Origin of the sequence: Ensifer sp. Root278, assembly GCF_001429285.1 — a bacterium.
Classification (GTDB): Bacteria; Pseudomonadota; Alphaproteobacteria; order Rhizobiales; family Rhizobiaceae; genus Ensifer.
This window is the reverse complement of sequence record NZ_LMJJ01000007.1, coordinates 88,760-110,555: the sequence shown is the minus strand read 5'-3', so window position 1 is coordinate 110,555 and position 21,796 is coordinate 88,760. Positions and strand designations below refer to the sequence as shown.

The 21,796-nt window shown below is 61.3% G+C and carries 24 protein-coding genes; 21 read left to right on the top strand and 3 right to left on the bottom strand.

Features of this window, described 5'->3' with window-relative positions; all coding sequences use genetic code 11:
• Positions 1 to 45 precede the first annotated feature (45 nt).
• The gene (locus ASE60_RS08790; RefSeq protein ID WP_057249366.1) at positions 46 to 834 is read right to left on the bottom strand and encodes an IclR family transcriptional regulator; all 789 of its coding nucleotides are present in this window, start codon (positions 832 to 834) and stop codon (positions 46 to 48) included.
• 167 nt (positions 835 to 1,001) lie between these two features.
• Between ASE60_RS08790 and ASE60_RS08785 the strand changes: the two genes are divergently transcribed.
• From ASE60_RS08785 to ASE60_RS08720, 14 genes are all read left to right on the top strand, one after another.
• Positions 1,002 to 2,321, top strand: a complete 1,320-nt coding sequence (locus tag ASE60_RS08785) for a sugar ABC transporter substrate-binding protein (protein ID WP_057249365.1) — start codon at positions 1,002 to 1,004, stop codon at positions 2,319 to 2,321.
• Positions 2,322 to 2,402: 81 nt separating this feature from the next.
• Positions 2,403 to 3,299, top strand: a complete 897-nt coding sequence (locus tag ASE60_RS08780; RefSeq protein WP_057249364.1) for a sugar ABC transporter permease — start codon at positions 2,403 to 2,405, stop codon at positions 3,297 to 3,299.
• Positions 3,299 to 4,165 (top strand): carbohydrate ABC transporter permease, encoded by an 867-nt coding sequence (locus tag ASE60_RS08775; protein WP_057249363.1) that lies wholly within the window; start codon positions 3,299 to 3,301, stop codon positions 4,163 to 4,165. Before ASE60_RS08780 ends, ASE60_RS08775 begins: the two co-directional genes overlap by 1 nt.
• A 6-nt stretch (positions 4,166 to 4,171) precedes the next feature.
• On the top strand, positions 4,172 to 5,269 hold the full coding sequence (gene ugpC / locus ASE60_RS08770; RefSeq protein WP_057249362.1) for a sn-glycerol-3-phosphate ABC transporter ATP-binding protein UgpC: 1,098 nt from the start codon (positions 4,172 to 4,174) through the stop codon (positions 5,267 to 5,269).
• A gap of 1 nt (position 5,270) precedes the next feature.
• Positions 5,271 to 6,383 carry a mandelate racemase/muconate lactonizing enzyme family protein gene (locus ASE60_RS08765; RefSeq protein ID WP_057249361.1) on the top strand — a complete coding sequence of 371 codons (1,113 nt, stop codon included), beginning with the start codon at positions 5,271 to 5,273 and terminating at the stop codon, positions 6,381 to 6,383.
• A gap of 10 nt (positions 6,384 to 6,393) precedes the next feature.
• Positions 6,394 to 6,744, top strand: coding sequence for an L-rhamnose mutarotase (locus ASE60_RS08760; RefSeq protein WP_057249360.1), 351 nt, complete (start codon positions 6,394 to 6,396; stop codon positions 6,742 to 6,744).
• Positions 6,737 to 7,816: a Gfo/Idh/MocA family oxidoreductase gene (locus tag ASE60_RS08755; RefSeq protein ID WP_057249359.1), complete on the top strand. Its 1,080-nt coding sequence runs from the start codon at positions 6,737 to 6,739 to the stop codon at positions 7,814 to 7,816. Before ASE60_RS08760 ends, ASE60_RS08755 begins: the two co-directional genes overlap by 8 nt.
• Before the next feature lies 1 nt (position 7,817).
• A complete protein-coding gene (locus ASE60_RS08750) occupies positions 7,818 to 8,264 on the top strand; it encodes a MaoC/PaaZ C-terminal domain-containing protein (protein WP_057249358.1) in 447 nt (148 codons plus the stop codon).
• 10 nt (positions 8,265 to 8,274) lie between these two features.
• Positions 8,275 to 9,009 carry an SDR family oxidoreductase gene (locus ASE60_RS08745; protein ID WP_057249357.1) on the top strand — a complete coding sequence of 245 codons (735 nt, stop codon included), beginning with the start codon at positions 8,275 to 8,277 and terminating at the stop codon, positions 9,007 to 9,009.
• Positions 9,010 to 9,033: 24 nt separating this feature from the next.
• Positions 9,034 to 9,879: a fumarylacetoacetate hydrolase family protein gene (locus tag ASE60_RS08740; protein WP_057249356.1), complete on the top strand. Its 846-nt coding sequence runs from the start codon at positions 9,034 to 9,036 to the stop codon at positions 9,877 to 9,879.
• 21 nt (positions 9,880 to 9,900) lie between these two features.
• The gene (locus tag ASE60_RS08735; RefSeq protein WP_057249355.1) at positions 9,901 to 11,178 is read left to right on the top strand and encodes an L-fuconate dehydratase; all 1,278 of its coding nucleotides are present in this window, start codon (positions 9,901 to 9,903) and stop codon (positions 11,176 to 11,178) included.
• Positions 11,179 to 11,374: 196 nt separating this feature from the next.
• A complete protein-coding gene (locus ASE60_RS08730) occupies positions 11,375 to 12,352 on the top strand; it encodes a C4-dicarboxylate TRAP transporter substrate-binding protein (protein WP_057249354.1) in 978 nt (325 codons plus the stop codon).
• A 126-nt stretch (positions 12,353 to 12,478) separates the two neighbouring features.
• Positions 12,479 to 12,991 (top strand): TRAP transporter small permease, encoded by a 513-nt coding sequence (locus tag ASE60_RS08725; protein ID WP_057249353.1) that lies wholly within the window; start codon positions 12,479 to 12,481, stop codon positions 12,989 to 12,991.
• On the top strand, positions 12,988 to 14,301 hold the full coding sequence (locus ASE60_RS08720) for a TRAP transporter large permease (RefSeq protein ID WP_057249352.1): 1,314 nt from the start codon (positions 12,988 to 12,990) through the stop codon (positions 14,299 to 14,301). Before ASE60_RS08725 ends, ASE60_RS08720 begins: the two co-directional genes overlap by 4 nt.
• 66 nt (positions 14,302 to 14,367) lie before the next feature.
• Here ASE60_RS08720 and ASE60_RS08715 read toward each other — a convergent pair whose 3' ends face one another.
• Together ASE60_RS08715 and ASE60_RS08710 are read right to left on the bottom strand one after the other, a co-directional pair.
• Complete coding sequence (locus ASE60_RS08715) at positions 14,368 to 14,742, bottom strand: VOC family protein (RefSeq protein ID WP_057249351.1); 375 nt, start codon at positions 14,740 to 14,742, stop codon at positions 14,368 to 14,370.
• Positions 14,743 to 14,963: 221 nt separating this feature from the next.
• Positions 14,964 to 15,476 carry a prepilin peptidase gene (locus ASE60_RS08710; protein ID WP_057249350.1) on the bottom strand — a complete coding sequence of 171 codons (513 nt, stop codon included), beginning with the start codon at positions 15,474 to 15,476 and terminating at the stop codon, positions 14,964 to 14,966.
• 330 nt (positions 15,477 to 15,806) lie between these two features.
• Between ASE60_RS08710 and ASE60_RS08705 the strand changes: the two genes are divergently transcribed.
• The 7 genes from ASE60_RS08705 to ASE60_RS08675 all read left to right on the top strand — a co-directional run bounded on the left by ASE60_RS08705 (position 15,807) and on the right by ASE60_RS08675 (position 21,794).
• Positions 15,807 to 16,007: a hypothetical protein gene (locus ASE60_RS08705; protein ID WP_057249349.1), complete on the top strand. Its 201-nt coding sequence runs from the start codon at positions 15,807 to 15,809 to the stop codon at positions 16,005 to 16,007.
• Between the two features lie 102 nt (positions 16,008 to 16,109).
• Positions 16,110 to 17,111: a Flp pilus assembly protein CpaB gene (gene cpaB / locus ASE60_RS08700; protein WP_057249348.1), complete on the top strand. Its 1,002-nt coding sequence runs from the start codon at positions 16,110 to 16,112 to the stop codon at positions 17,109 to 17,111.
• A 65-nt stretch (positions 17,112 to 17,176) separates the two neighbouring features.
• Entirely contained in the window at positions 17,177 to 18,664 is a 1,488-nt protein-coding gene (locus ASE60_RS08695; RefSeq protein ID WP_057249347.1) for a type II and III secretion system protein family protein, read from the top strand.
• Positions 18,648 to 18,974 carry a hypothetical protein gene (locus tag ASE60_RS08690; protein ID WP_057249410.1) on the top strand — a complete coding sequence of 109 codons (327 nt, stop codon included), beginning with the start codon at positions 18,648 to 18,650 and terminating at the stop codon, positions 18,972 to 18,974. The genes ASE60_RS08695 and ASE60_RS08690 overlap by 17 nt, the downstream gene beginning before the upstream one ends.
• Before the next feature lie 101 nt (positions 18,975 to 19,075).
• Positions 19,076 to 20,698 carry a TadE/TadG family type IV pilus assembly protein gene (locus ASE60_RS08685; RefSeq protein ID WP_057249346.1) on the top strand — a complete coding sequence of 541 codons (1,623 nt, stop codon included), beginning with the start codon at positions 19,076 to 19,078 and terminating at the stop codon, positions 20,696 to 20,698.
• A complete protein-coding gene (locus ASE60_RS08680) occupies positions 20,695 to 21,180 on the top strand; it encodes a TadE/TadG family type IV pilus assembly protein (RefSeq protein ID WP_156414611.1) in 486 nt (161 codons plus the stop codon). Before ASE60_RS08685 ends, ASE60_RS08680 begins: the two co-directional genes overlap by 4 nt.
• Positions 21,174 to 21,794 carry a TadE/TadG family type IV pilus assembly protein gene (locus ASE60_RS08675; protein WP_057249345.1) on the top strand — a complete coding sequence of 207 codons (621 nt, stop codon included), beginning with the start codon at positions 21,174 to 21,176 and terminating at the stop codon, positions 21,792 to 21,794. Before ASE60_RS08680 ends, ASE60_RS08675 begins: the two co-directional genes overlap by 7 nt.
• Positions 21,795 to 21,796: the final 2 nt, after the last annotated feature.

Genomic DNA, 21,796 nt, shown 5'->3' with positions numbered 1-21,796 from the left:
AGAATGGACTGTTCAAATAAGAAGTAAGGCCGTCGCCGGCTGCCGTCAATCGGCTACCGGCGCCACGTCCGAGCCAGCAAGCGTCGACAGTTGCTCCGCGGTCTTCAGCAAAAGGGCAATCGTTTCGGTAATATCCGGCGCCGAGGGCGCGTTGACCAGCGCGATATAGGGCACGGTGAGTGCCGCGATGCCGCGGCCATCGGGGCCTAGGATCGGTGCCGAAAGGTTATAGACGCCGGCGGTCTGCGCGCTCGCCATCATCTCGTAGCCGCGTTCGCGGATCTGGTCGAGCCGCGCGTAGAACTCCGGTCCGCGCGGGACTTCGTCTTTGCTCTTGGCGTGTTCTGCGATCATCATTTCGCGCTCTTCGGCTGAGCGGAAGGCGAGAAGGATGTGGCCGGAGCCGGTGTCGAACAGGCTGATGTGCGATCCGACCCGGATCGAGATGCCCCAATAATCAGGCGCTTCCTGCTGGGCAATGACCACGGCCGAGCCGCGATCGAAGACGGCGAGGTGGTTGGCCTGCTTGGAGCGCTGCGCCAGGTCGCGCATCAACGGTGTTGCGTAGGAAGCGAGCCTGCGAACCGGCGCATGCAGTTGCGAAAGACCGAACAGCTTTAGTGTCAGGGAATAGCGATCGCCGTCGATGCGGGTGACGTAGCCGCGTCGCACGAGCCGGTCGAGCATCCGGTAGAACTCGTTGGGGCTGCGGTTCAGGCGCTTGGAAATCTCCGCCTGCGTCAGGCCGCCGTCGACGCTGGCGAGCAGCTCGAGAATGTCGAGCCCCTTGTCGAGGGCGGGCGCGCGATAGCGGTCAGACTCTTCGGTGTCCATGAGATCCCTCCTTGGTGAATATTCATATCCATATACGCAGAGAAAGGCGCCGACAAAGGAAAGTTCGCCCTTGACGTTGGATAAATTTGTTGTTTGTATATGAATTAATGTCTCACAAATGAGAATACCGCGCCAAGATGAGGGGCGTGAACCAGGGAGGAGTGGAGATGAGAAGGCTGCTATCCGGCGTGTCCGCCGCAGCGATCATGCTTGCCGCGGGATTGGGGACGGCGATGGCCGCTGACCTGCCCGGCAAGTTTGAAGGCGTCACGATCGACGCCAAGCTGATCGGCGGACAGCAATATGAAAAGCTCTATGAGCGTATCGGTGAGTGGGAGAAGGCGACCGGCGCCAAGGTCAACATCCTGTCGAAGAAGAACCACTTCGAGCTCGACAAGGAGATCAAGTCGGATATCGCGACCGGAGGCGTCAGCTGGTGCGTCGGTTCCAACCATTCGTCTTTCGCTCCGCAATATCCTGACATCTACACCGACCTGCTAGCGCTTCTGCCGCCGGACGAGATCGCCAAGTTCGTGCCGGCACTGATCGATGCCTCGACACTCGACGGCAAGCTGGTGATGCTGCCGCGCGCTCAGTTCGACGTATCGGCACTCTACTACCAGAAGAGCCTCTATCAGGACGAAGCGAAGAAGACCGCCTTCAAGGCAAAGTATGGCTACGACCTCGCGCCGCCGGACACCTGGGCCCAGGTTAGCGACCAGGCCGAGTTTTTCGCAGCGCCACCGAATTTCTACGGCACGCAGTTCGCCGGCAAGGAAGAGGCCATCAACGGTCGCTTCTATGAAATGCTGGTCGCCGAAGGTGGGGAATATCTCGACAAGGATGGTCGCCCGGCCTTCAATTCCGAAGCCGGCGTGCGCGCGCTCGACTGGTTCGTCAAGCTCTACAAGGACAAGGCGGTACCGCCTGGCACGACCAACTATCTCTGGGACGACCTTGGTCAGGGCTTCGCCTCGGGCTCGATCGCTCTCAACCTCGACTGGCCTGGCTGGGCGAGCTTCTTCAACGATCCGAAGTCGTCCAAGGTCGCCGGCAATGTCGGCGTGAAGGTGCAGCCGGCCGGTTCTTCCGGCAAGCGCACCGGCTGGTCGGGCCATCACGGCTTCTCGGTCACCGAGGATTGCGCCAACAAAGAGGCCGCCGCCTCGCTCGTCTGGTGGCTGACCAACGAGGACAGTCAGAAGCTGGAATCGGCTGCCGGCCCGCTGCCGACCCGCACGGCCGTCTGGGAATACAACATCAAGGCAGCCGCAGGCGACGCCTACAAGACCGGAGTGCTGCAGGCTTTCCAGGAAGCTGCCAAGCATGCCTTCCCGGTGCCGAAGACGGCTGAATGGATCGAAATCTCCAACGCAGTCTATCCGGAACTGCAGGCCGCCATCCTGGGCGACAAGACGTCGAAGGAAGCGCTGGATGCCGCCACTGAGAAGGCGACCGGCATTTTGGAAGACGCGGGCAAGCTCTGATCACAACCAAGGAGGCGGCGCCGGTGCCTTGCGGGCGCCGGCGCCGCCTCAGCCATTTCATGCCATCCTCAGGACTGCCCGATGAAGCTCAAGAAATTGTCAGCACCGGCCCTGCTTCTGCTTCCGGCTTTTGTCGTGCTCGCGGCGGTGATCGTTTTGCCGCTGCTCTTTTCCTTCTATTCGAGCTTCACACCCTTTCGCCTGACCAAGCCGGAGACGCTGTGGATCTTCGTCGGTTTGCGCAACTACGCGACCGTTCTCGGCAACGCCGAGTTCTGGGTCGCCTTCGGCCGCACCGTGCTGTTGCTGACGGTGGCCCTGAACGCCGAGATGCTGCTCGGTCTCGGCCTGGCGCTGCTCGTCAACAAGGCGACCCATGGCCAGCGACTGCTGCGAACCGCGATGATGTTTCCGATGATGTTCTCGCCGGTGCTGGTTGGCTTCCAGTTCAAGTTCCTGTTCAACGACAACATCGGTTTCGTCAACAATGCGCTGCAGTCGCTGGGGTTGACCGACCAGGCGATCCCCTGGCTGATCGACGGTAATCTGGCGCTCCTTTCGATCATCATAGCCGAAGTCTGGTCCTCGACCGCCGTGTTCGCCATCCTGATCCTCGCCGGTCTGCTCGCCATGCCGAAGGATCCGGTCGAGGCCGCCCATGTCGACGGCTGCACGCCGTGGCAGACCTTCCGTTATGTCACCTGGCCCTATCTCATGCCATTCGCCTTCATTGCGATGACCATCCGCTCGCTGGACGTCGCCCGGGCCTATGACATCGTCAAGATCATGACCGACGGCGGCCCTGCCAAGCGGACCGAACTACTTTGGACGCTCGTCGGCCGCACCGCCTATGCCGATGCCCGCATGGGGCTTGCCAACGCCATGGCCTATGTCGCGATCCTCTTGTCGATCGTTTTCACCGTCTATTTCTTCCGCAAGCTTGCCGCAGCGCGCCAGCAGATCGGAGCCGAGTGGTAATGGATATCAACGCTTCGCACCGCCTGCGCCGCCGCCTTTTGAAGGTCGCGCATCTGATCGGCTTGTTCCTGGCGATGCTCGTCATCTGCCTGCCGGGCCTCTGGATCGTGCTGTCGTCGCTGCGCCCGACGGTCGAGATCATGGCCAAACCGCCGGTCTGGATTCCGGAAAGCGTTTCTCTCGATGCCTATCGCGCCATGTTCTCGGGCGCGGGGCAGGGCGGCGTTCCCGTCTGGGACTATTTCCGCAACTCGCTGATCATCTCCGTGACATCGACGGTGATCGCGCTCGCGATCGGCATGGCCGGTGGCTACGCCTTTGCCCGCTATCGCTTCAAGGCGAAGTCGGCGATCTTTCTCGGCTTCATGCTGACGCGGGCCGTGCCCGGGATCGCTCTGTCGCTGCCGCTCTTCATGCTCTACGCCCGCACCGGCATCATCGACACGCATTTCTCGCTGATCCTCACCTATGTCGCGCTCAACGTGCCCTTCACCATCTGGTTGATTGACGGCTTCTTTCGCCAGGTGCCGAAGGATCTCGCGGAAGCCGCCCAGATCGACGGCTGCACACCTTGGCAGGCCTTCTGGCAGGTGGAGTTTCCGCTCGCCGGTCCCGGCATTGCGTCCGCCGGCATCTTCGCATTTCTCACCTCCTGGAACGAATATGCGCTCGCCTCGCAGATCACCCGCTCGGTCAATTCCAAGACGCTGCCGGTTGGACTTCTCGACTACACCGCCGAATTCACCATCGACTGGCGCGGCATGTGCGCGCTCGCCGTCGTGATGATCATCCCGGCGCTGACCCTAACCTTCATCATTCAGAAGCACCTCGTTTCGGGCCTCACCTTCGGCGCGGTGAAAGGATAATCGTTCATGGCTCCTGTCACCCTCAGGAAACTGGTCAAGCGCTACGGCGCGCTCGAAGTCGTCCGCGGCATCGACCTCGAAGTGAAGGATCGCGAGTTCATCGCACTAGTCGGCCCCTCCGGCTGCGGCAAGTCAACGACGCTGCGCATGATCGCCGGCCTCGAGGACGTCAGCGACGGCGCGATCGAGATCGGCGGCCTCAAGGTCAACGATCTGCCGCCGCGGGCGCGCAACATCTCCATGGTCTTCCAGTCCTATGCGCTCTATCCGCACATGACCGTTGCCGAGAACATGGGCTTTTCGCTGAAGATCGCCGGGCGCTCGGCCGATGACATCAAGGCGCGGGTCGCCGAAGCGGCCGCCATTCTCGATCTCGGCCATCTGCTTGAGCGTCGTCCGTCGCAGCTTTCCGGCGGCCAGCGCCAGCGCGTCGCGATGGGCCGCGCGATCGTGCGCCAGCCGGATGTCTTCCTGTTCGACGAGCCGCTGTCGAACCTCGACGCGAAGCTGCGCACGCAGGTGCGCACCGAGATCAAGAAGCTGCACGCGCGCATGCAGGCGACGATGATCTACGTCACCCACGACCAGGTCGAGGCCATGACGCTGTCGGACCGCATCGTCATCATGCGCGACGGCCATATCGAACAGGTCGGCACACCGGAAGAGGTGTTCCAGCGCCCCGCCACCAAGTTCGTTGCCGGTTTCATCGGTTCTCCGCCAATGAACATGGACGAGGCGATCGTCGACAACGGCGCACTGGTCTTTGTCAGCGGCGCCCGGCTCCCGATCCCGCCGCGCTTTGCAAACGTGCTGCGCCCGGGCCAGAAGGTGACATTCGGCCTGAGGCCAGACGACATCTATCCAAGCGGTCATGGTCTGCATGCCGGCGATCCGGCGGCCGTGCACGAGGTCGAACTGCCAGTATCGATCACCGAACCGCTCGGCAACGAGACGCTCGTCTTCATCCAATTCAACGGCCGCGATTGGGTGTCGCGCATGCTCAATCCGCGCCCGCTTACCTCCGGCGAGAAGGTGCGGATGAGCTTCGACCTGTCGCGCGCCCATCTCTTCGACGTTGATACTGGCAAGGCTCTGGAAGGCTGACATGGCAAGAATCGAAAAAATTGAACTGCGCATGGTCGACCTGCCGCCGAAGGTGAAGCGGACCGATGCGATCCAGAGCTTCGTCAGCCAGGAAACGCCTATCGTCACGATCGTCGATTCCGACGGAGCGACGGGGACGGGCTACAGCTACACGATCGGTACCGGCGGATCGTCGGTAATGCGGCTTCTCTCCGATCACCTCGTGCCAATCCTGATCGGCGAGGACGCCGATTGCATCGAGGCAATCTGGCACAAGATGGAATTTGCCACCCACGCCACGACCATCGGTGTCATCACCGCGCTGGCGCTGGCCGCAGTCGACACCGCCCTTTGGGACCTGCGCGCCAAAAAGCAGAAGCTGCCGCTCTGGAAGCTCGCCGGCGGCGCCAAGGACAGTTGCCCGCTCTACACCACCGAGGGCGGCTGGCTGCATATCGAGAAGGAGGCGCTGGTCGAGGATGCGCTCGCTGCCAAGGCCAAGGGCTTCTCCGGCTCGAAGGTGAAGATCGGCAAGCCGCACGGCTCGGAGGATTACGATCGGCTCGCCGCCATGCGCAAGGCACTCGGCGATGGCTTCGAGATCATGACCGACTGCAATCAGGGCTTCACCGTCGACGAGGCGATCCGCCGCGCGTCGCGGTTGAAGGAGCTCGATCTCGCCTGGATCGAGGAGCCGCTGCCGGCCGACGATCTCGACGGCCATATCCGGCTGACACGCTCGACGCCGACCCCGATTGCGGTTGGTGAATCGATGTATTCGATCCGCCATTTCCGCGAATATATGCAGAAGGGCGCCTGCTCGATCGTGCAGGTCGACGTTGCCCGCATCGGCGGCATCACGCCCTGGCTCAAGGTCGCGCATGCGGCGGAAGCCTTCGACATTCCGGTCTGCCCGCATTTTCTGATGGAACTGCATGTGAGCCTCGTCTGCGCCATACCGAACGGTAAATATGTCGAATATATTCCTCAGCTCGATGACCTGACCACCAAGGGTATGGAGATCCGCAACGGCCGCGCCATCGCGCCTTCAGAGCCGGGCATCGGCATCGCCTGGGATTGGGACGCCGTGCGCGCCCGCTCGATCAGTGAATTCACCCGCGAGTTCCGCGGGTAGGGAGGTCATTATGCAGCGAATGGGAATGGTGATCGGCCTCGAAGCGTCGAAGATCGCCGAATACAAGGCTCTGCATGCCGCCGTCTGGCCGGAGATCCTCGAACTGATCTCCGAATGCAACGTCACCAACTACTCGATCTTCCTCAAGGAGCCGGAAAACCTGCTGTTCGGCTATTGGGAATATGTCGGCTCGGACTTTGAGGCAGATATGGCCAAGATGGCGGCGCATCCGAAGAACCAGGAATGGTGGTCCGTCTGCATGCCGTGCCAGAAACCGCTTGAGACGAGACAGGAAGGCGAGTGGTGGGCGATGATGGAAGAGGTGTTTCATCACGACGGGAAGGCATCCCGTCATGACTGAAAGCTTCGATCCCGGCGCGCTCAGACAATGGTGGCCGAAGCCGAGCAAGCCGCGACCGATTGTGATCTTCGGTGCCGGCAGCATCGTCGGCGACGCGCATCTGCCGGCCTACCGCAAAGCCGGCTTCCCCGTTGCCGGGATTTACGATCCGGATCACGCCAAGGCGGCCGCTCTGGCGAACGAGTGGGAAATCCGTGCCTTCGAAGACGAAGCTGCCGGGTTCTTGGTGCCCGATGCCATCTTTGACCTCGCGACGCCCCCGGCAGCCCATGCCGCCATCCTTGGCCGATTGCCGATCGGCGCGGCAGCGCTGATCCAGAAGCCGATGGGGTCGGACCTCGATGCCGCAACCGCCATTCTCGAGATATGCCGCACGCGCCAGCTGAAGGCTGCCGTCAACTTCCAGCTTCGCTTCGCGCCGATGATGCTGGCGCTGAAGGATGCCATCGCCAAGGGGCATCTCGGCGAGGTGGTGGATTTCGATGCCTGGCTGGCGCTCGCCACCCCCTGGGGCTTTTGGCCGTTCCTCAAAGGTCTGCCGCGCATCGAGATTGCCATGCACTCGATCCACTATCTGGATCTGATCCGCGGCCTGCTCGGCAATCCCCAGGGCGTGCATGCCAAGACCATCGGCCATCCGAACCATGATGTCGCCCAGACGCGAACGGCGGCCATCCTCGACTACGGCGATCGCGTGCGCTGCGTGCTCTCGGTCAATCACGATCATGATTTCGGCCGCAAGTTCCAGGCCTGCGAATTCCGCATCTCCGGCACCTCCGGCGTGGCCTACGTGAAGCTCGGCGTCAATCTCGACTACCCCAAGGGAGAACCGGACGAACTCTGGATTCGGCCGGCAGGCGGCAGTGACTGGGTTGCCGTTCCGCTCGAAGGCGCCTGGTTCCCCGATGCCTTCGCCAACCGCATGGCCAATCTGCAGCGCTTTGCGGCGGGAGAGGACAATGAACTGATCGGCTCGGTGGAAGACGCGTGGCAGACGATGGCTCTCGTCGAGGCCGCCTATCAATCGAGTGCCGCGCCGGCAACGGCGATCGCGCCGCTTCCAGGACAATGACATGTCTGAACAGATCATCCATTTTGAAGACTACGAGCTCGGACACGAACGCCTGACGACCGGTCGGACGATCACCGAGACCGACTTCGTCGTTCATGCCGGCCATACCGGCGATTTCTTTCCGCATCACATGGACGCGGAATTCGCCAAGACGCTGCCGGGCGGCCAGCGCATCGCCCACGGTACCATGATCTTTGCGATCGGCGTCGGTCTCACGGCATCGCTGATCAATCCGGTTGCCTTTTCCTACGGCTATGATCGTCTGCGCTTCGTGCGTCCGGTCCATATCGGCGATACGATCCGCACCCGCGTGACGATCGCCGCCAAGGAGGACGATCCGAAGCGGCCGAAGGCGGGACGCGTCGTGGAACGGTTAGAAGTTATCAACCAGCGTGGCGAGGTCGTTCTCGCCGCCGACCATATCCTGGTCGTCGAACGCAAAGCATGAGGGATCGAGAATGACAGCGGATCTTAAAGGCAAGGTCGTCCTGATTACGGCTGCCGCTCAAGGCATTGGCCGCGCTTCAGCTTTGGCCTTCGCAAGGGCCGGCGCGAAAGTGCATGCGACCGATATCAATGTCGACGCGCTTGCAGCGCTCGCCAAGGAAGCGGACGTCGAAACGCACCGGCTCGACGTGCTCGACACGCAAGCCGTCGAAGCGCTGGTGGCGAAGATCGGCGCCGTCGATATCCTTTTCAACTGTGCCGGCTTCGTTCATGCAGGTTCGATCCTGGAGATGAAGGATGCCGACCTCGAATTCGCGCTCGACCTCAACGTCAAAGCGATGATCCGCACCATCCGCGCGGTGCTTCCGGGCATGCTTCAGCGCAAGGATGGCGCGATCATCAACATGGCTTCGGTCGCCTCCAGCATCAAGGGCGTGCCCAACCGCTTCGCCTATGGCGTTACCAAGGCGGCCGTCATTGGTCTCACCAAGGCCGTTGCCGCCGACTACGTCTCCCAGGGAATTCGCTGCAACGCCATTTGCCCCGGTACCGTTGAGAGCCCGTCGCTGCAGGACCGTATGCGGGCGCAGGGCGATTATGAGACGGCACGAGCCGCCTTTATCGCCCGCCAGCCGATGGGCCGCCTCGGCACGCCGGAGGAGATCGCCGCGCTCGCCGTTCATCTCGCGAGCGCTACCTATACGACCGGCCAAGCCTATGCCATCGATGGCGGCTGGACCATCTGACCACCGAGTTCAAGGATTTAAGATATGAAGCTTCTGCGTTACGGCGTTCCGGGTCACGAAAAACCGGGTATTCTCGATGCCAACGGCACGCTGCGCGACCTTTCCGGTCATGTGGCCGACCTCTCTGGTGCGGCTCTCGATCCCGACAAGCTGGCGGAACTGGAGTCGCTCGATCTTGCCGGTCTGCCTGCTGTTGCCGGCAACCAGCGTCTCGGTCCTTGCGTTGCCGGAACCGGCAAGTTCATCTGCATCGGCCTCAACTATTCCGATCACGCGGCTGAAACCGGCGCCAAGGTCCCATCCGAGCCGATCATCTTCATGAAGGCGACTTCGGCCATCGTCGGCCCCGATGACGATCTTCTGATCCCGCGCGGCTCGACCAAGACCGACTGGGAAGTGGAGCTCGGTGTCGTCATCGGCCGCAAGGCGAAATACGTGAGCGAAGCGGAAGCCCTCGACTATGTCGCAGGCTACTGCGTTGTGCACGACGTCTCCGAGCGTGCCTTCCAGATCGAACGCCAGGGCCAGTGGACCAAGGGCAAGTCATGCGACACCTTTGGTCCGACAGGCCCCTGGCTCGTAACCAAGGACGAAGTGCCGGATCCGCAGAACCTGCCGATGTGGCTGAAGGTCAATGGCGAGACCATGCAGAAAGGCTCGTCGAAAACCATGGTTTACGGCGTCGCCCATCTCGTGTCCTACCTTTCGCAGTTCATGTCTCTGCAACCGGGCGACATCATCTCGACCGGCACGCCGCCCGGCGTCGGCATGGGCATGAAGCCGCCGCGCTATCTCAAGGCGGGCGATGTCGTCGAACTCGGCATCGAGGGCCTCGGCAGCCAGAAGCAGTCCGTACGCGCGGACGATTAAGTTCTACCGACTGGAGTGACCATGACCCGCATCACCAATCTGCGCGTCTTCGACTTGCGCTTTCCGACCTCACAGAGCCTTGACGGCTCCGATGCGATGAATCCGGACCCGGATTATTCCGCGGCCTATGTCATCCTCGACACGGACAGGCCCGGTGTTGCGGGCCATGGTCTCACCTTCACCATCGGCCGGGGCAACGATATCTGCTGCATGGCGATCAAGGCTATGCAGCACCTGATCGTCGGTCAGGATACGGCGGACATCCTCGCCAATCCGGGCCGCTTCTGGCGGCACCTGACGAGCGACAGCCAATTGCGCTGGATCGGCCCCGAAAAGGGGGCGATCCATCTCGCCACCGGCGCCGTGGTCAACGCCGTCTGGGACCTGCTTGCCAAGGAAGCGGGCAAACCCGTCTGGCGCCTCGTTTCCGACATGTCGCCGGAACAGATCGCCGACATCGTCGACTATCGCTACATGACGGATGTGCTCACCCGCGACGAGGCGATCGGAATTCTCAGCAAGGCCGAGCCCGGCAAGGCTGAGCGCATTGCGACGCTGGAGAGGGAGGGCTATGCCTGCTACACGACGTCGGCCGGCTGGCTCGGTTATGACGATGACAAGCTCAGGCGCCTTGCCCAGGAAGCGATCGACGAAGGCTTCAACCACATCAAGATGAAGGTCGGGCGCGATCTTGCCGACGACATTCGGCGGCTGACGATCGCACGCGAGGTGATCGGACCTGACCGCTATCTCATGATCGACGCCAACCAGGTCTGGGAGGTCGGCGAGGCGATCGATTGGGTGAAGCAGCTTGCCTTCGCCAAGCCCTTCTTCATCGAGGAGCCGACGAGCCCCGACGACGTCGCCGGTCACCGCAAGATCCGCGAGGCGATCGGGCCGGTGAAGGTCGCGACCGGCGAGATGTGCCAGAACCGCATCATGTTCAAGCAGTTCATTGCTGAGGGCGCGATCGACATCGTCCAGATCGACTCGTGCCGCATGGGCGGGCTGAACGAGGTGCTGGCGGTGCTGCTGGTCGCAGCCAAGTATGGCCTGCCGGTCTGGCCTCACGCCGGTGGTGTCGGCCTCTGCGAATATGTGCAGCACCTGTCGATGATCGACTATGTCGCCGTTTCCGGCACCAAGGAGGGACGCGTGATCGAATATGTCGACCATCTGCATGAGCACTTCCTCGACCCTTGCGTGATTGAGAACGCGGCTTACATGCCGCCGCAGCGGCCCGGATTCTCGATCGAGATGAAGCCGCAGTCGATCGCCGATTACACGTTCGGCGGCTAGCGCAAGAGATTTTCATATAAGAATAAGTTCTTCAGAAATTGAAGCCGGGGCGGCGATAAGTCGCTTCGGCTTCGTTGTTTTCCGCTGACCGCTGACGTAAAAGGGCATCTTGCCACTTGACGGCGTGCGTTCATTTATGAATGATCTATTCATTCATTGTGAATTCCGGAGGGGAGTCCGGAAAGAGGAGGAACTGATGAAGACCTTTGTTCTGGCCGCAGCCATGGCTGCTTTGTCCTTTTGCGGCGTCGCCCATGCGCAGGAATACAGCCTACGGTTCTCGACCTCGCAGGTGAATCCCAACGAGCCGATCGTCAAAGCCATGAGGACCTATGCCGAGCGTGTCGGCGAACGTTCGGGCGGCCGCATCGCGATCACCGTCATGACCGGTGACCAGCTCGGCGCGCAGAAGAAGGTCAACGAGATGGTCATGAGCGGCGCAAGCCTGCTCAGCGCCACGGACTATGGCCAGCTCGGCCAGTTCGTGCCGGATCTCTCCATTCTGGCGGGTCCCTATGTCTATCCGGATCTGGCAGCGACCGACCGTCTCTTCGCCTCGGATCTCTACAAGGAACTTTCAGGCAAGCTCGAGGCGCAGGGCATCAAGATCATCATGCCGAACGGTCTTTTCGGCTACCGCCACATCATCGCCAACAAGCCGGTCCGTTCGCCGGCCGACCTCGCCGGCGTCACTATACGCGTTCCCTCGTCGCCGATCATGATGGCGACCTTCGGCAATTACGGCGCACGGCCGACGGAACTGCCATGGGGTGACGTCTATAACGCACTTCAGACCGGTGTCGTCGATGCGGCCGAAGGCCCTTTCGGCTCGATTGCCGGCGCCAAGCTCAACGAGACCCGCAAGGTCATCTCCAAGACCGGCCACCAGATCATGTTCACGGCTTGGGTGGCATCGAGCCAGTTCTTCAACGGCCTGCCGGAAGATCTGCAGAAGATCCTGCTCGAGGAAGGCCAGACGATCGCCAAGGAGCTGACGGCGATGACGCTCGAAACGGACGACGCCTACGCCAAGCAGCTCGCGGCCTCCGGCGTCGAGATCGTCACCGACATCGACGTGCCAGCCTTCATCGAAGCCTCGCGTGCGGCCTACGAGAAGGTGCCGAACATCTCGCCCGGGATGTACGATCAGGTGCAGAAGGCAATGGCCGAGTAAGCGCTCGAATGGGCGTGGCTCGCGCGGCCGCGCCCATTCATGCCGTCGCGCATCTCGGTGCGATGACCTGAGGCCGCGTGGCCATACCGCCGTTCCCGTTCCGCCCTTTAGGATATCGAGACAACCATGGAAACCTCACGACCACCCGAGGAAGCAATTCCTCTGCTCAGCCTGCGTCGCGCCGATGAAGCGATTGGCGTTGCGGCGCTGCTCGTCATCGTCATTTCGATCCTTTGGGGAGTGATCAGCCGCTACGTCTTCCCGCAACCGGCGGCCTGGACCTACGAACTGGCGATCATGGCCTTTGCCTATCTCGTTTTCTTCGGCGCAGTTGCCGGTGTCCGTCTCGGCACCCATGCGGCGATCGACGTTCTCGTTGCAGCGTTCCCAGAGGGGTGGCAGAAGGCGGTCGCCTGGTTCAATTACTTTCTGCTGGCCCTGTTCTTCATCGCCATGACGGTTCTCTTCGGCTGGCAGGCCTGGACGTCGCGGCATGTGCACACGATCGCTCTCGATCTGTCGCGGGGTCTTTCGTACGGACCGCTCGCGCTCGCTTCGGCCGGCATGTTGTTCCAGCAGCTCATCGTCGAAAGGCCGTGGACTGTCCGTCTGCATCGCAATGTGGAATCGCTGATATGACCTTCTTCCATCTGGCCGGCCCTTCGCTGCTGGTCGTCATCCTCTTCCTGTTGTCGACGCCCATCACCTGGGCCATGGCGATCGGCGCACTCGCCTTCTTCGTCATCAACATGGACATGATCCCGCTCGCCAATTTCGCCCAGGAAATGGCGGAGGGCAGCCAGTCCGTGTCTTTGCTGGCGTTGCCGCTCTTCGTGCTTGCCGGCTGCATCATGAATGCGTCGGGCATCACCCGGCGCCTGCTGGCGCTCGCCGACGTGATGGTCGGCCATATGACCGGCGCGCTGGCGCAGATGTGCACCGTGCTCGGCACCTTGCTCGGCGGCCTTACCGCATCGGCCAACGCAGATGCCGCGATGCTCGCCAAGACCCTTGGCGTCGAAATGGCCGAGAGAGGCTACAGCCGCGCCTTTGCCGCAGTCATCACCTCGTCCGCCTCCATCATCACCAGCCTCATCCCACCCTCGATCGGTCTTATCGTCTACGGATTCCTGGCGGAGACCTCGATCGGCCGGCTGTTTGCCGCCGGCGTGGTGCCCGGCCTCGTGCTCGCGGCCGGGCTTATGGTCACCACCTACTTCATCGCGCGCAAGCGCGGCTACAAACCGCTTCGCAAGGAGCGCGCCAGCCGGGCGGAGGCGAGCCGGGCGCTGATCGACGGGCTTTGGGCGCTGTCGATCCCGGTCGTGATTTTCGCCGGCACGCGCTACGGCATCTTCACCACCACCGAGGCCGGCGCGGTTGTCGTGGTCTATGTGCTTTTCGTCGCCGTGTTCGGCTACCGCGAATTCACGCTCCGCCAGATCCCGGAGGTGCTGGCCGAGGCGGTGCGAGATTCCTCGGTGGTCATGATCATGATCTGTGCGGCAGCCGCCTTCGGTTTCTATCTCGCCTGGGAGCAGGTGCCGCAGGCCATGTCCGGCTGGCTCGGCGGCGCCACCGACAATCCGCTGCTCATGCTGCTCCTCATCAACGTTCTCCTCATCGTCATCGGCACGGCGATCGAGGGTTCGGCGGCGCTCATCATCCTGACACCGATGCTGATCCCGATCATCGACGGCGTCGGCATCGACCGCGTGCATTTCGGCGTCGTCTTCATTACCAACCTGACGATCGCCGGCATCACGCCCCCGGTCGGTGGCCTGATGTACATCTCGTCCATGGTGCTGAAGGTACCGATGATGGCCTATGCGCGCGAGGTGCTGCCCTATCTCGCGATGATGATGGTCCTTCTGGTCATGCTCAGCATGTTTCCGCAGCTCTCGCTGTGGCTTCCCAACCTCGTCTATGGAACCGCCGCAGTTCAATAGCGCAATGAGACGGCCCTCCGCTTTGGCGGAGGGCCTGGCGCCTCCAGAGACGTTCAACCCGCTCGGTCAGGCCTCAGCTTCGTGGCAAACCGCTTCGATGTTGTGTCCATCCGGGCAAAGCACGAAAGCTGCATAGTAGTTCGCGTGGTAGCGTGGGCGCAGACCTGGCGCACCATTGTCTTTACCACCCGCTTCCAGAGCCGCGCGGTAGAAAGCATCGACTTGCTCGCGGCTCTCGGCCGCGAAGGCGAGGTGTAGATGCGCAGGGTTCTCCTCGGTCTGGTGCAGGCACAATGAAGCCTTGCCCTTCGAACTAAGTTCGACACCGTAGGAAGGTTCGCCCTCGGCTATGATAGCTACACCGAGCGGTTCGAGTGCCCTAAGGTAGAAGGCTTTGCTCGCAGCAAAGTCCCTGACGCCGAATTTGACGTGGTCAAACATGGGTTCTCCTGACGTGTGCGAGCCTGTCTGGCGGTGGGCCCTCAGTGCTGCTTGTGCTGCAAATCGGTCCTTCCCCGCCGATTTGCATCAAGCCAAAATGGCATGTCTGAACGATGAATGGCAAGAAACGGAGGAGGAGAGCCCTTTGGCAGCAGATCGCTGACCGGGCGTTCAAGCGGCCGGTCGTTCGTAGCCAAAGCGCCATGGGCAATCCAAGCCCTTTAGAAGCTGAGGGCCATCGTGACAAGCGTGGCGAAGACCATGATGACGCCATAGGGGATCTTGCGGCTGACGCGGATCTCTTCGATCCGCATGACCACAGCGTAGTGCGCGAACGCCAACGGCATCGGCAGCCTCAGTGCCAGCATGGTCAGGACGCCGCCAAGCAGCAGGAAAACGGCGAAGGGGAGCATGCCGTGCCAGCCGATGAAGAGGCCGATCGGCAGGAATAGCTTGGCGTCGCCGGCTCCGAACAACCGAAAGGCCCAGAGCGCTACCCCGAGCGTGAAGAGCAATAAGCCAGCTCCGATATCGCCTCCGACGCCGTCGAGTGAGAAGAGCGCGGCGCCAATGTCCTGTGTTGTCGTGAGCCGGATCATGGCGCCCAGTGCGTAGACGGAGATGAGCGCGAGCACGACGCCATTCGGAATGCGCCAGCGCTGGAAGTCGCTCCAGGCGGAGTAGAGGAAGAGCGCCGCCGCTACCAAAGGGATTATATTGATAAGTTCTGTCATGTTTCACCAGTTCTGCGCGATAGGTGATCTCAGATGCAATTGTGTTGCTCTTCCAAAGGCTTCGCAAGAAACCGCGGATCAGAAAAGTTCAAGAAATATTAACGGATGTCATGTTTCCGCAGGCGATCTCTCTATTGACCCTTAAATAGTAGGGGTTCTGATTTTAACCATAACCCAAAGATGGCTCATACCACTTCGTATTAGAAGTTGACGATATAATAATTAAGGGATTATTAATAATGTCAGTCGGAGAGGCGGTCTCGATGACGGGCGGGGGCCGGGAAAATAAGCGGTCACGCAATAAGTATACTGTGTTGGAGGTAATTCTCGATGAAAGCATTTTTGACAAAAGTCCGCGCTTTCTCGCGGGAAGAAGACGGCGTAGCGTTGACTGAATACCTGATCCTGCTTGGGCTTCTGGTTGGCGGAGTCGTTACGGCGGTATCTGTCGCAGGAACTAATCTTGATGCCGCTTGGGACCAGTGGGCCACGTGGTTCACGGACACCCTCGATCCTCCTCCTGCTGTTTAAAGGCAAATAGAGGACGACAAAGGAGAGGAGTTTGTTAACTCCTCTCCTCTATTTTAGAAAATTGTATTGGAAGTAATTTCCTCCAATTTACGAGTAGCGGCGATGCGTTCCTCCACGATCATCAGTCTGGTTATTGCGCTTGTGCTTGCTGTCGCTGCAGTCTTCGCCACGCGGACTTATCTCGCTGATGAGCGGGCTCGCCTTGCAGCGAACGGAGGCGTCAAACAATCGGAAAAGACGCTAGTCGTTGCCTCGAAGTCGATGCGCTTCGGCGACAGGGTGCGCCCGGAAAATCTGAAAACCATTCCCTGGCCCTCGGAGGAGCGGCCCGAAGGCTCCTTCCAGGCGATCGAAGCGGTTCTTGGCGACAAGGAAGAGCCGCGTTATGCGATGGAGGCGATCGATCCCGGTGAGCCGGTGCTGTCGTCGAAGATTACAGGCGCCGGCGAGCGCGCCACCCTCTCGGCGGCCCTTGATCAAGGAATGAAGGCCGTTTCCATCCGCGTCAACGACGTGCTGGGTGTGGCCGGTTTCGTACGTCCCTCGGACCGGGTTGATGTGCTCCTGACTCGAGTGATCCGTAATCCGAGGAGCGGCAACGAACAGACTTCGGTGGATGTTCTACTGCAAGGGGTAAAGGTGTTGGCGGTCGACCAGACTGCCGATGAGCGCAAGGATGAGCCCTCCGTGGTAAAGACCGTTACTTTCGAGGTGACGACCGACGAGGCGCAGCGCCTGACGCTTGGTGCCAATATCGGCACGCTTTCGCTCGCGCTTCGCAATATCGCCTCGGCCTCCGTCGAGCAGACCCGGCCAGTCACCGTGGCGGACCTGGGCGGGGGCCCTGTCGCCGCCGAACTCGCGCAAAATTCTGACGATGGCCGATTCGATCTGATCGAACGTATGGTTCGCAAGGTCGGCGAGGACCTCGGAGGCCGGATCAATTCCGTCGAAAGTCGCATAAAGGCTCCGGTGCGCGAAAAACAGGTGCAAATTGTCGAGCGAAATGTCGAGCCGGTCTTGCCGGCAGAACCGAAGTGGGCGACGGTCGGCGTCTGGAGCACGACCAAACGGGAAGAGTACCGGGTGGGGCAGATCCAGTAACGTGGGACATACCTTCCCTGAGGCGGGGGTAGGGCCGACTTCGAGGAGAGGGGACGTACGCAGGAATGTTGAGGGGAAGCATAGGACACGCGGTAAGACGCAGAGCCTTCGCAGCGACGGTTGCGATCGTTTCGGCCTGCGGTTTTTGGGGGCCCGGCCTTGTCGGGCCAGCGGACGCGCAGGAGAAGTTCATCAACCTCGGCGGGGCCGTTCAGCAAGTGGTGTTGCCGCCGAATGACACGATCACGATCGCCACGGGTAAGCCCTTCGGCGACCTCGTCATCGGCAGTGCTGAGCTGATCGATGTCGTGCCGCTTTCCGACAAATCACTTTTCATCCGCGCCAAGAAGAACGGGGCGACGAACATTTCCGTCTACGGTGACGACAAGAAGCTTCTTGGTGTCATCGACATTCGTGTCGCCAGCGATTTCAGCGAAGTGGCGTCCGCCATCCGCGCAGCATCGCCCGGCTCCCAGGTTCGCGTGATCAACTCGAACGACCGCATCCGCCTGACCGGCATCGTGCGCGATGCCACCGAGTTGCAGCGGGTGCTTGAAATCGCCCAGTCCTATTCCGACCAGCCTGTTCTCAACCAATTGCGTGTCAACGACTCCCAGCAGGTCATGCTGGAGGTCCGGGTGATCGAGGCTTCCCGTCAGACCGGTCGCGATCTCGGCATCGGTTGGGCAGGGGCTGGCAGGAATGGCATCGGCAAGGCCACGACCAGTCAGGGCATTGCGGTCAAGGACGGCGCGCTGGTTCGAACCCTCGAAGATGCGGCGGGCGCGGCAACCGGCATGCAACCCTTCGGTCAGCTGATTGCCAAGGTCCTCGAGATCTCCGGCGGCCGGATAGACGTGGTCATCAACGCTCTCGAACAAAAGGGTCTAGTGCGTCGCCTCGCCCAGCCGAACCTGATTGCCATGAGCGGCGAGACAGCCAGCTTCCATGCCGGTGGCGAAGTGCCGATCCAGACGACCGTGGCCAACGGCGCCACGGTAGCGACGCAGACCGATTATCGTCCTTTCGGCGTACGGCTGACGTTTACACCTGTAGTCCTCGATGGCGGGCTGATTAGCTTGAAGGTCGAGCCGGAAGTCTCCGAACTTGATACGTCGATCAACGTCAACGGCAATCCTGGCTTCATTTCCCGTGCGGCCAAGACAACCGTCGCGCTGCGTGATGGCCAGAGCTTCGCTATGGCCGGCCTGCTGCAATCGATCAACTCCAAGGATATCCAGCAACTGCCTGGCCTGGGGCAACTTCCGGTGATCGGTGCACTGTTCCGTTCAACGAGCTTCCTGAAGCGCGAATCCGATCTCGTGATCGTCGTAACCCCGCATATCGTGCGTCCGGCGGCACCGAGCGAGGCGCTCTACAGTCCGCTCGACCAGACACGCTCGTCCAACGATGTGGAGCTCTTCGCGCTTGGCGTTCTGGAAGTGGACAAGGACATGCTGCGTCGCTTTCGCAACGGCGAAGGCGTCACCGGCCCCTATGGCCACAGGCTGGATCTCGACACGGGAGGCGTCGTTGCTGTTATTAAGAAGTAAGCGCGCGCTTCTGGTTCTGGCGGCGACCAGCCTCGTTTCGGGCTGCGCCGACTATATGAACCACAGGGACACGATCACCTTCGGGCTCGGCAATGCGGTGGAGGCCAACAAGGGCATCCATATTCAGGATCCCTTCCCGAGGGTGGCGCAGAACACCCGAATCGCTACGGACGGCAAGACGATTGGCAAGGTCATGCGGAACTATAATGGAACCGGCTCGAGTGCTGGCGCAGCGATGCCAATGGCAGTGATCCTGCCGACGGCCACGCCGCCTATGGGCACGAACGGCTACAGCAGCGCGGCAAAGTGACCGCGGTGGCAGAAGGAGATAGGCGGCGAAGGCCCCTGAGAGGAATGCAATAAAAACAACGTGTCACGACGGTAAGCCGCCGCGATCGGAGAGGCATGCCAATGTTGAACAGGGCAATCAAACGGTTCTGGGACGACCATCGAGGTTACGTCATCGCGCTGACGCTCATTGCCATGCCGATGTTGCTCGGCTTCTCCCTCATCGTCATCGACGTCGGCCGTAGTGCCAATCTCCACAGTGATCTTCAGAATGCGGTCGACGCCATGGCTCTGGCGGGAGCCCGCGAGCTCGACGGCCGTGACGACGCGATCAGCCGTGCCGAGGCTGCAATCGAAAAGCTTGCAAACACTGCGGCCTTCGGCCAGGGCGGTGAGGGCATGTCGCTCGGCTCGTACATCACGGTTTCTTATGATTCGGGGGACGCCGCCGCCAGTACGGTAACGGTCCAATTCCTCAAGGGTATTCCCGGTGACGGAACTTTCGCGGGGGACGACGACGACCCGATTACCGCGGCGATGGTGACCACGGATCCGAGCGAAGCCGGTTATGCCTGGGTCACGGCCAAAGACCAGGCGTTGCAGACGATCTTCCCCGTGCCCGTCGGGCTTGATCGCGATACGATCAATGTTTCCGCCGACGCCGTGGCAGCCTACCGGGTCAGTGCCTGCGACGTAACACCGATCTTTATCTGCAACCCTTATGAGCCGGCCGGCAACAGCAGTGCGGCTGTCAGCGAACAGGCGGCCGAACTGCTGCACACCAAATTCGGGGCTGGAGATCTCTATGGTCTCCAGATCGAGTTGCACAGTACATCGTCATCCAATCCCGGGCCGGGCAATTTCGGATTCCTAAGAACCCCTTTGGGCAGTGGTGCGTCCGTGCTGGCGGAGGCGCTTGCGACGGGCAATCCAGGCACCTGTTACACCAAGGATAATCTCGACACCGAAACCGGCGCAAAGGCGGGACCGGTGGAGGCCGGCGTGAACACCCGCTTCGGTTTGTATTCGGGATCGTTCAAGAGTGCACGTAACGACGGTCGCTACCGACCGGCCAGCAATGTGCGCTCCGCACAGGATCAGACCGGTGGTGCCAGCAAAATCTGCGGCGACTATGACCCGGTTATGATCGGAAGCGCCGTCGGCGATGTCACCAAGGCGGTGCCGCTCGGCTACGGCGCGACGATGACCACGATGGGCGGCGGCAAGATCAGCACTGGCAACAACTGGAATTATGGAACCTACTGGAACGTCGCGCAGGGCGGAACGGCGCCGTCCGTTACTGCCGTCCTCAGCAACTCTTCGAGCTATCCGGGCGGCGGCGCCTCGACGCCGAGCCAACCGTCCACCTACGACGTCTATCGCTACGAACTCAACAACCCGTCGCTGATCAGCCATGCCTCGGCAAACGGAGAAAAAGGCACACCCGGCACCGGCGGGCAATGTTACACGGGGCCAGAGCTTTCGAACTATACCGCGGACGAATATGGCGATCGCCGCGAGATCTTTTCCGCGATTGTCAATTGCGGCTACGAGGCCTCGCAAGGCCACCTGAACGGCCACAAGGCCACCCAGGCGGTCGCCTTTGCCCGCATGTTCCTGACCAAACCGGCGATCAAGGCAGGTAGCGAACGCTATCTTTCGCTGGAGATGATCGACATCACCGGCAAGGGCGGGCGCGGCACGCTTGACGAGTTCCTGCGCGAAGAAGCGGAGTTGGTCCGATGATCATCGCTCTGCGAATATTCATCTGCGATCGCTTCCGTCTCTGCTTCTGGTCGAAAGATGACGGCGCGGTGCTGACCGAAGCACTGGTTGCTGTACCCTTCATTACGATATTTGCGGCCGGTATTCTCGAATTTGGCAACATCTTCTGGGAACGGATGCAGATCGATGCAGGGCTCAGGGATGCGGGTCGCTATCTTGCGCGGTGCCGGCCGGATTCGGGAACCTACGACCCGACATGCAACGAGACAACTGCCAAGATGATCGCGTTTTACGGAACGCAGAGCCCAGCTGAAGGCGCCGCCTTGCGCGTTGCCGGCTGGGGACCCGATCTCGCCGATATCACGATCACGCCTGCCGACGCGAATGGCACGATCACCGTGCAGACTGCGCATGTCTACGAGAGTTCGCCCGTCTTCTCCTGGCTCGGTATCGCTGCACTCACCATCAGTTCCTCCCACGAAGAGAGGTACATCGGATGGTAGTCCATTCGCCCGTCTCCTTCTGGCAGGATCAGCGTGGCGTGACGCTCGCCGAAGGGCTGATAACGCTGCCGCTCGTGCTTCTGGTGTTCGCGACTTTCTTTGAGTTCGGTTACGCCATGTCGCAATGGAACCAGACGGTCAAGGCCCTGCAACTTGGCGCCCGGCTCGCAGCCGTCTCCGAGCCCCTGACCAGCGACTTCGCCGATGTTTTTCCGACCGACGCCGACGATCCGTTGAACAACGGTGACGCGACGCCGAATGACGCGACGATATCGTCCACCTGCGGGCCGGCCCTCGCCAATTGCAGTGACGAATTGACCCGGATTGTCATGGGAGGTGACGGTGTCTGCGGGGTGGCGGGGGACCCGAACCCGGGCATCTGCGACCTCAATTGGCGGATCCAGCCTTCAAACCTGGTGGTCACCTACCAGCGCTCCGGCCTCGGCTACTGGGGGCGGCCGAACGGGCCGGTGCTGACCATGCGGCTGGAGGTGCGCGACGTCACATTCGACCTGCCGCTGCTTGGCGCTCTGCTGGGATTGGATCAGATCGAAGTTCCCGCTCACCCGGTGACACTAACGACGGAAGACCTCGAGACATGTTCAAGCTGCTGAGC

Bases quoted from the DNA above. Each gene is read 5' to 3' on its own strand.
- ASE60_RS08790 (WP_057249366.1), bottom strand. From the start codon at position 834: ATGGACACCGAAGAGTCTGACCGCTATCGCGCGCCCGCCCTCGACAAG.
- ASE60_RS08785 (WP_057249365.1), top strand. From the start codon at position 1,002: ATGAGAAGGCTGCTATCCGGCGTGTCCGCCGCAGCGATCATGCTTGCC.
- ASE60_RS08780 (WP_057249364.1), top strand. From the start codon at position 2,403: ATGAAGCTCAAGAAATTGTCAGCACCGGCCCTGCTTCTGCTTCCGGCT.
- ASE60_RS08775 (WP_057249363.1), top strand. From the start codon at position 3,299: ATGGATATCAACGCTTCGCACCGCCTGCGCCGCCGCCTTTTGAAGGTC.
- ugpC (WP_057249362.1), top strand. From the start codon at position 4,172: ATGGCTCCTGTCACCCTCAGGAAACTGGTCAAGCGCTACGGCGCGCTC.
- ASE60_RS08765 (WP_057249361.1), top strand. From the start codon at position 5,271: ATGGCAAGAATCGAAAAAATTGAACTGCGCATGGTCGACCTGCCGCCG.
- ASE60_RS08760 (WP_057249360.1), top strand. From the start codon at position 6,394: ATGCAGCGAATGGGAATGGTGATCGGCCTCGAAGCGTCGAAGATCGCC.
- ASE60_RS08755 (WP_057249359.1), top strand. From the start codon at position 6,737: ATGACTGAAAGCTTCGATCCCGGCGCGCTCAGACAATGGTGGCCGAAG.
- ASE60_RS08750 (WP_057249358.1), top strand. From the start codon at position 7,818: ATGTCTGAACAGATCATCCATTTTGAAGACTACGAGCTCGGACACGAA.
- ASE60_RS08745 (WP_057249357.1), top strand. From the start codon at position 8,275: ATGACAGCGGATCTTAAAGGCAAGGTCGTCCTGATTACGGCTGCCGCT.
- ASE60_RS08740 (WP_057249356.1), top strand. From the start codon at position 9,034: ATGAAGCTTCTGCGTTACGGCGTTCCGGGTCACGAAAAACCGGGTATT.
- ASE60_RS08735 (WP_057249355.1), top strand. From the start codon at position 9,901: ATGACCCGCATCACCAATCTGCGCGTCTTCGACTTGCGCTTTCCGACC.
- ASE60_RS08730 (WP_057249354.1), top strand. From the start codon at position 11,375: ATGAAGACCTTTGTTCTGGCCGCAGCCATGGCTGCTTTGTCCTTTTGC.
- ASE60_RS08725 (WP_057249353.1), top strand. From the start codon at position 12,479: ATGGAAACCTCACGACCACCCGAGGAAGCAATTCCTCTGCTCAGCCTG.
- ASE60_RS08720 (WP_057249352.1), top strand. From the start codon at position 12,988: ATGACCTTCTTCCATCTGGCCGGCCCTTCGCTGCTGGTCGTCATCCTC.
- ASE60_RS08715 (WP_057249351.1), bottom strand. From the start codon at position 14,742: ATGTTTGACCACGTCAAATTCGGCGTCAGGGACTTTGCTGCGAGCAAA.
- ASE60_RS08710 (WP_057249350.1), bottom strand. From the start codon at position 15,476: ATGACAGAACTTATCAATATAATCCCTTTGGTAGCGGCGGCGCTCTTC.
- ASE60_RS08705 (WP_057249349.1), top strand. From the start codon at position 15,807: ATGAAAGCATTTTTGACAAAAGTCCGCGCTTTCTCGCGGGAAGAAGAC.
- cpaB (WP_057249348.1), top strand. From the start codon at position 16,110: ATGCGTTCCTCCACGATCATCAGTCTGGTTATTGCGCTTGTGCTTGCT.
- ASE60_RS08695 (WP_057249347.1), top strand. From the start codon at position 17,177: ATGTTGAGGGGAAGCATAGGACACGCGGTAAGACGCAGAGCCTTCGCA.
- ASE60_RS08685 (WP_057249346.1), top strand. From the start codon at position 19,076: ATGTTGAACAGGGCAATCAAACGGTTCTGGGACGACCATCGAGGTTAC.
- ASE60_RS08680 (WP_156414611.1), top strand. From the start codon at position 20,695: ATGATCATCGCTCTGCGAATATTCATCTGCGATCGCTTCCGTCTCTGC.
- ASE60_RS08675 (WP_057249345.1), top strand. From the start codon at position 21,174: ATGGTAGTCCATTCGCCCGTCTCCTTCTGGCAGGATCAGCGTGGCGTG.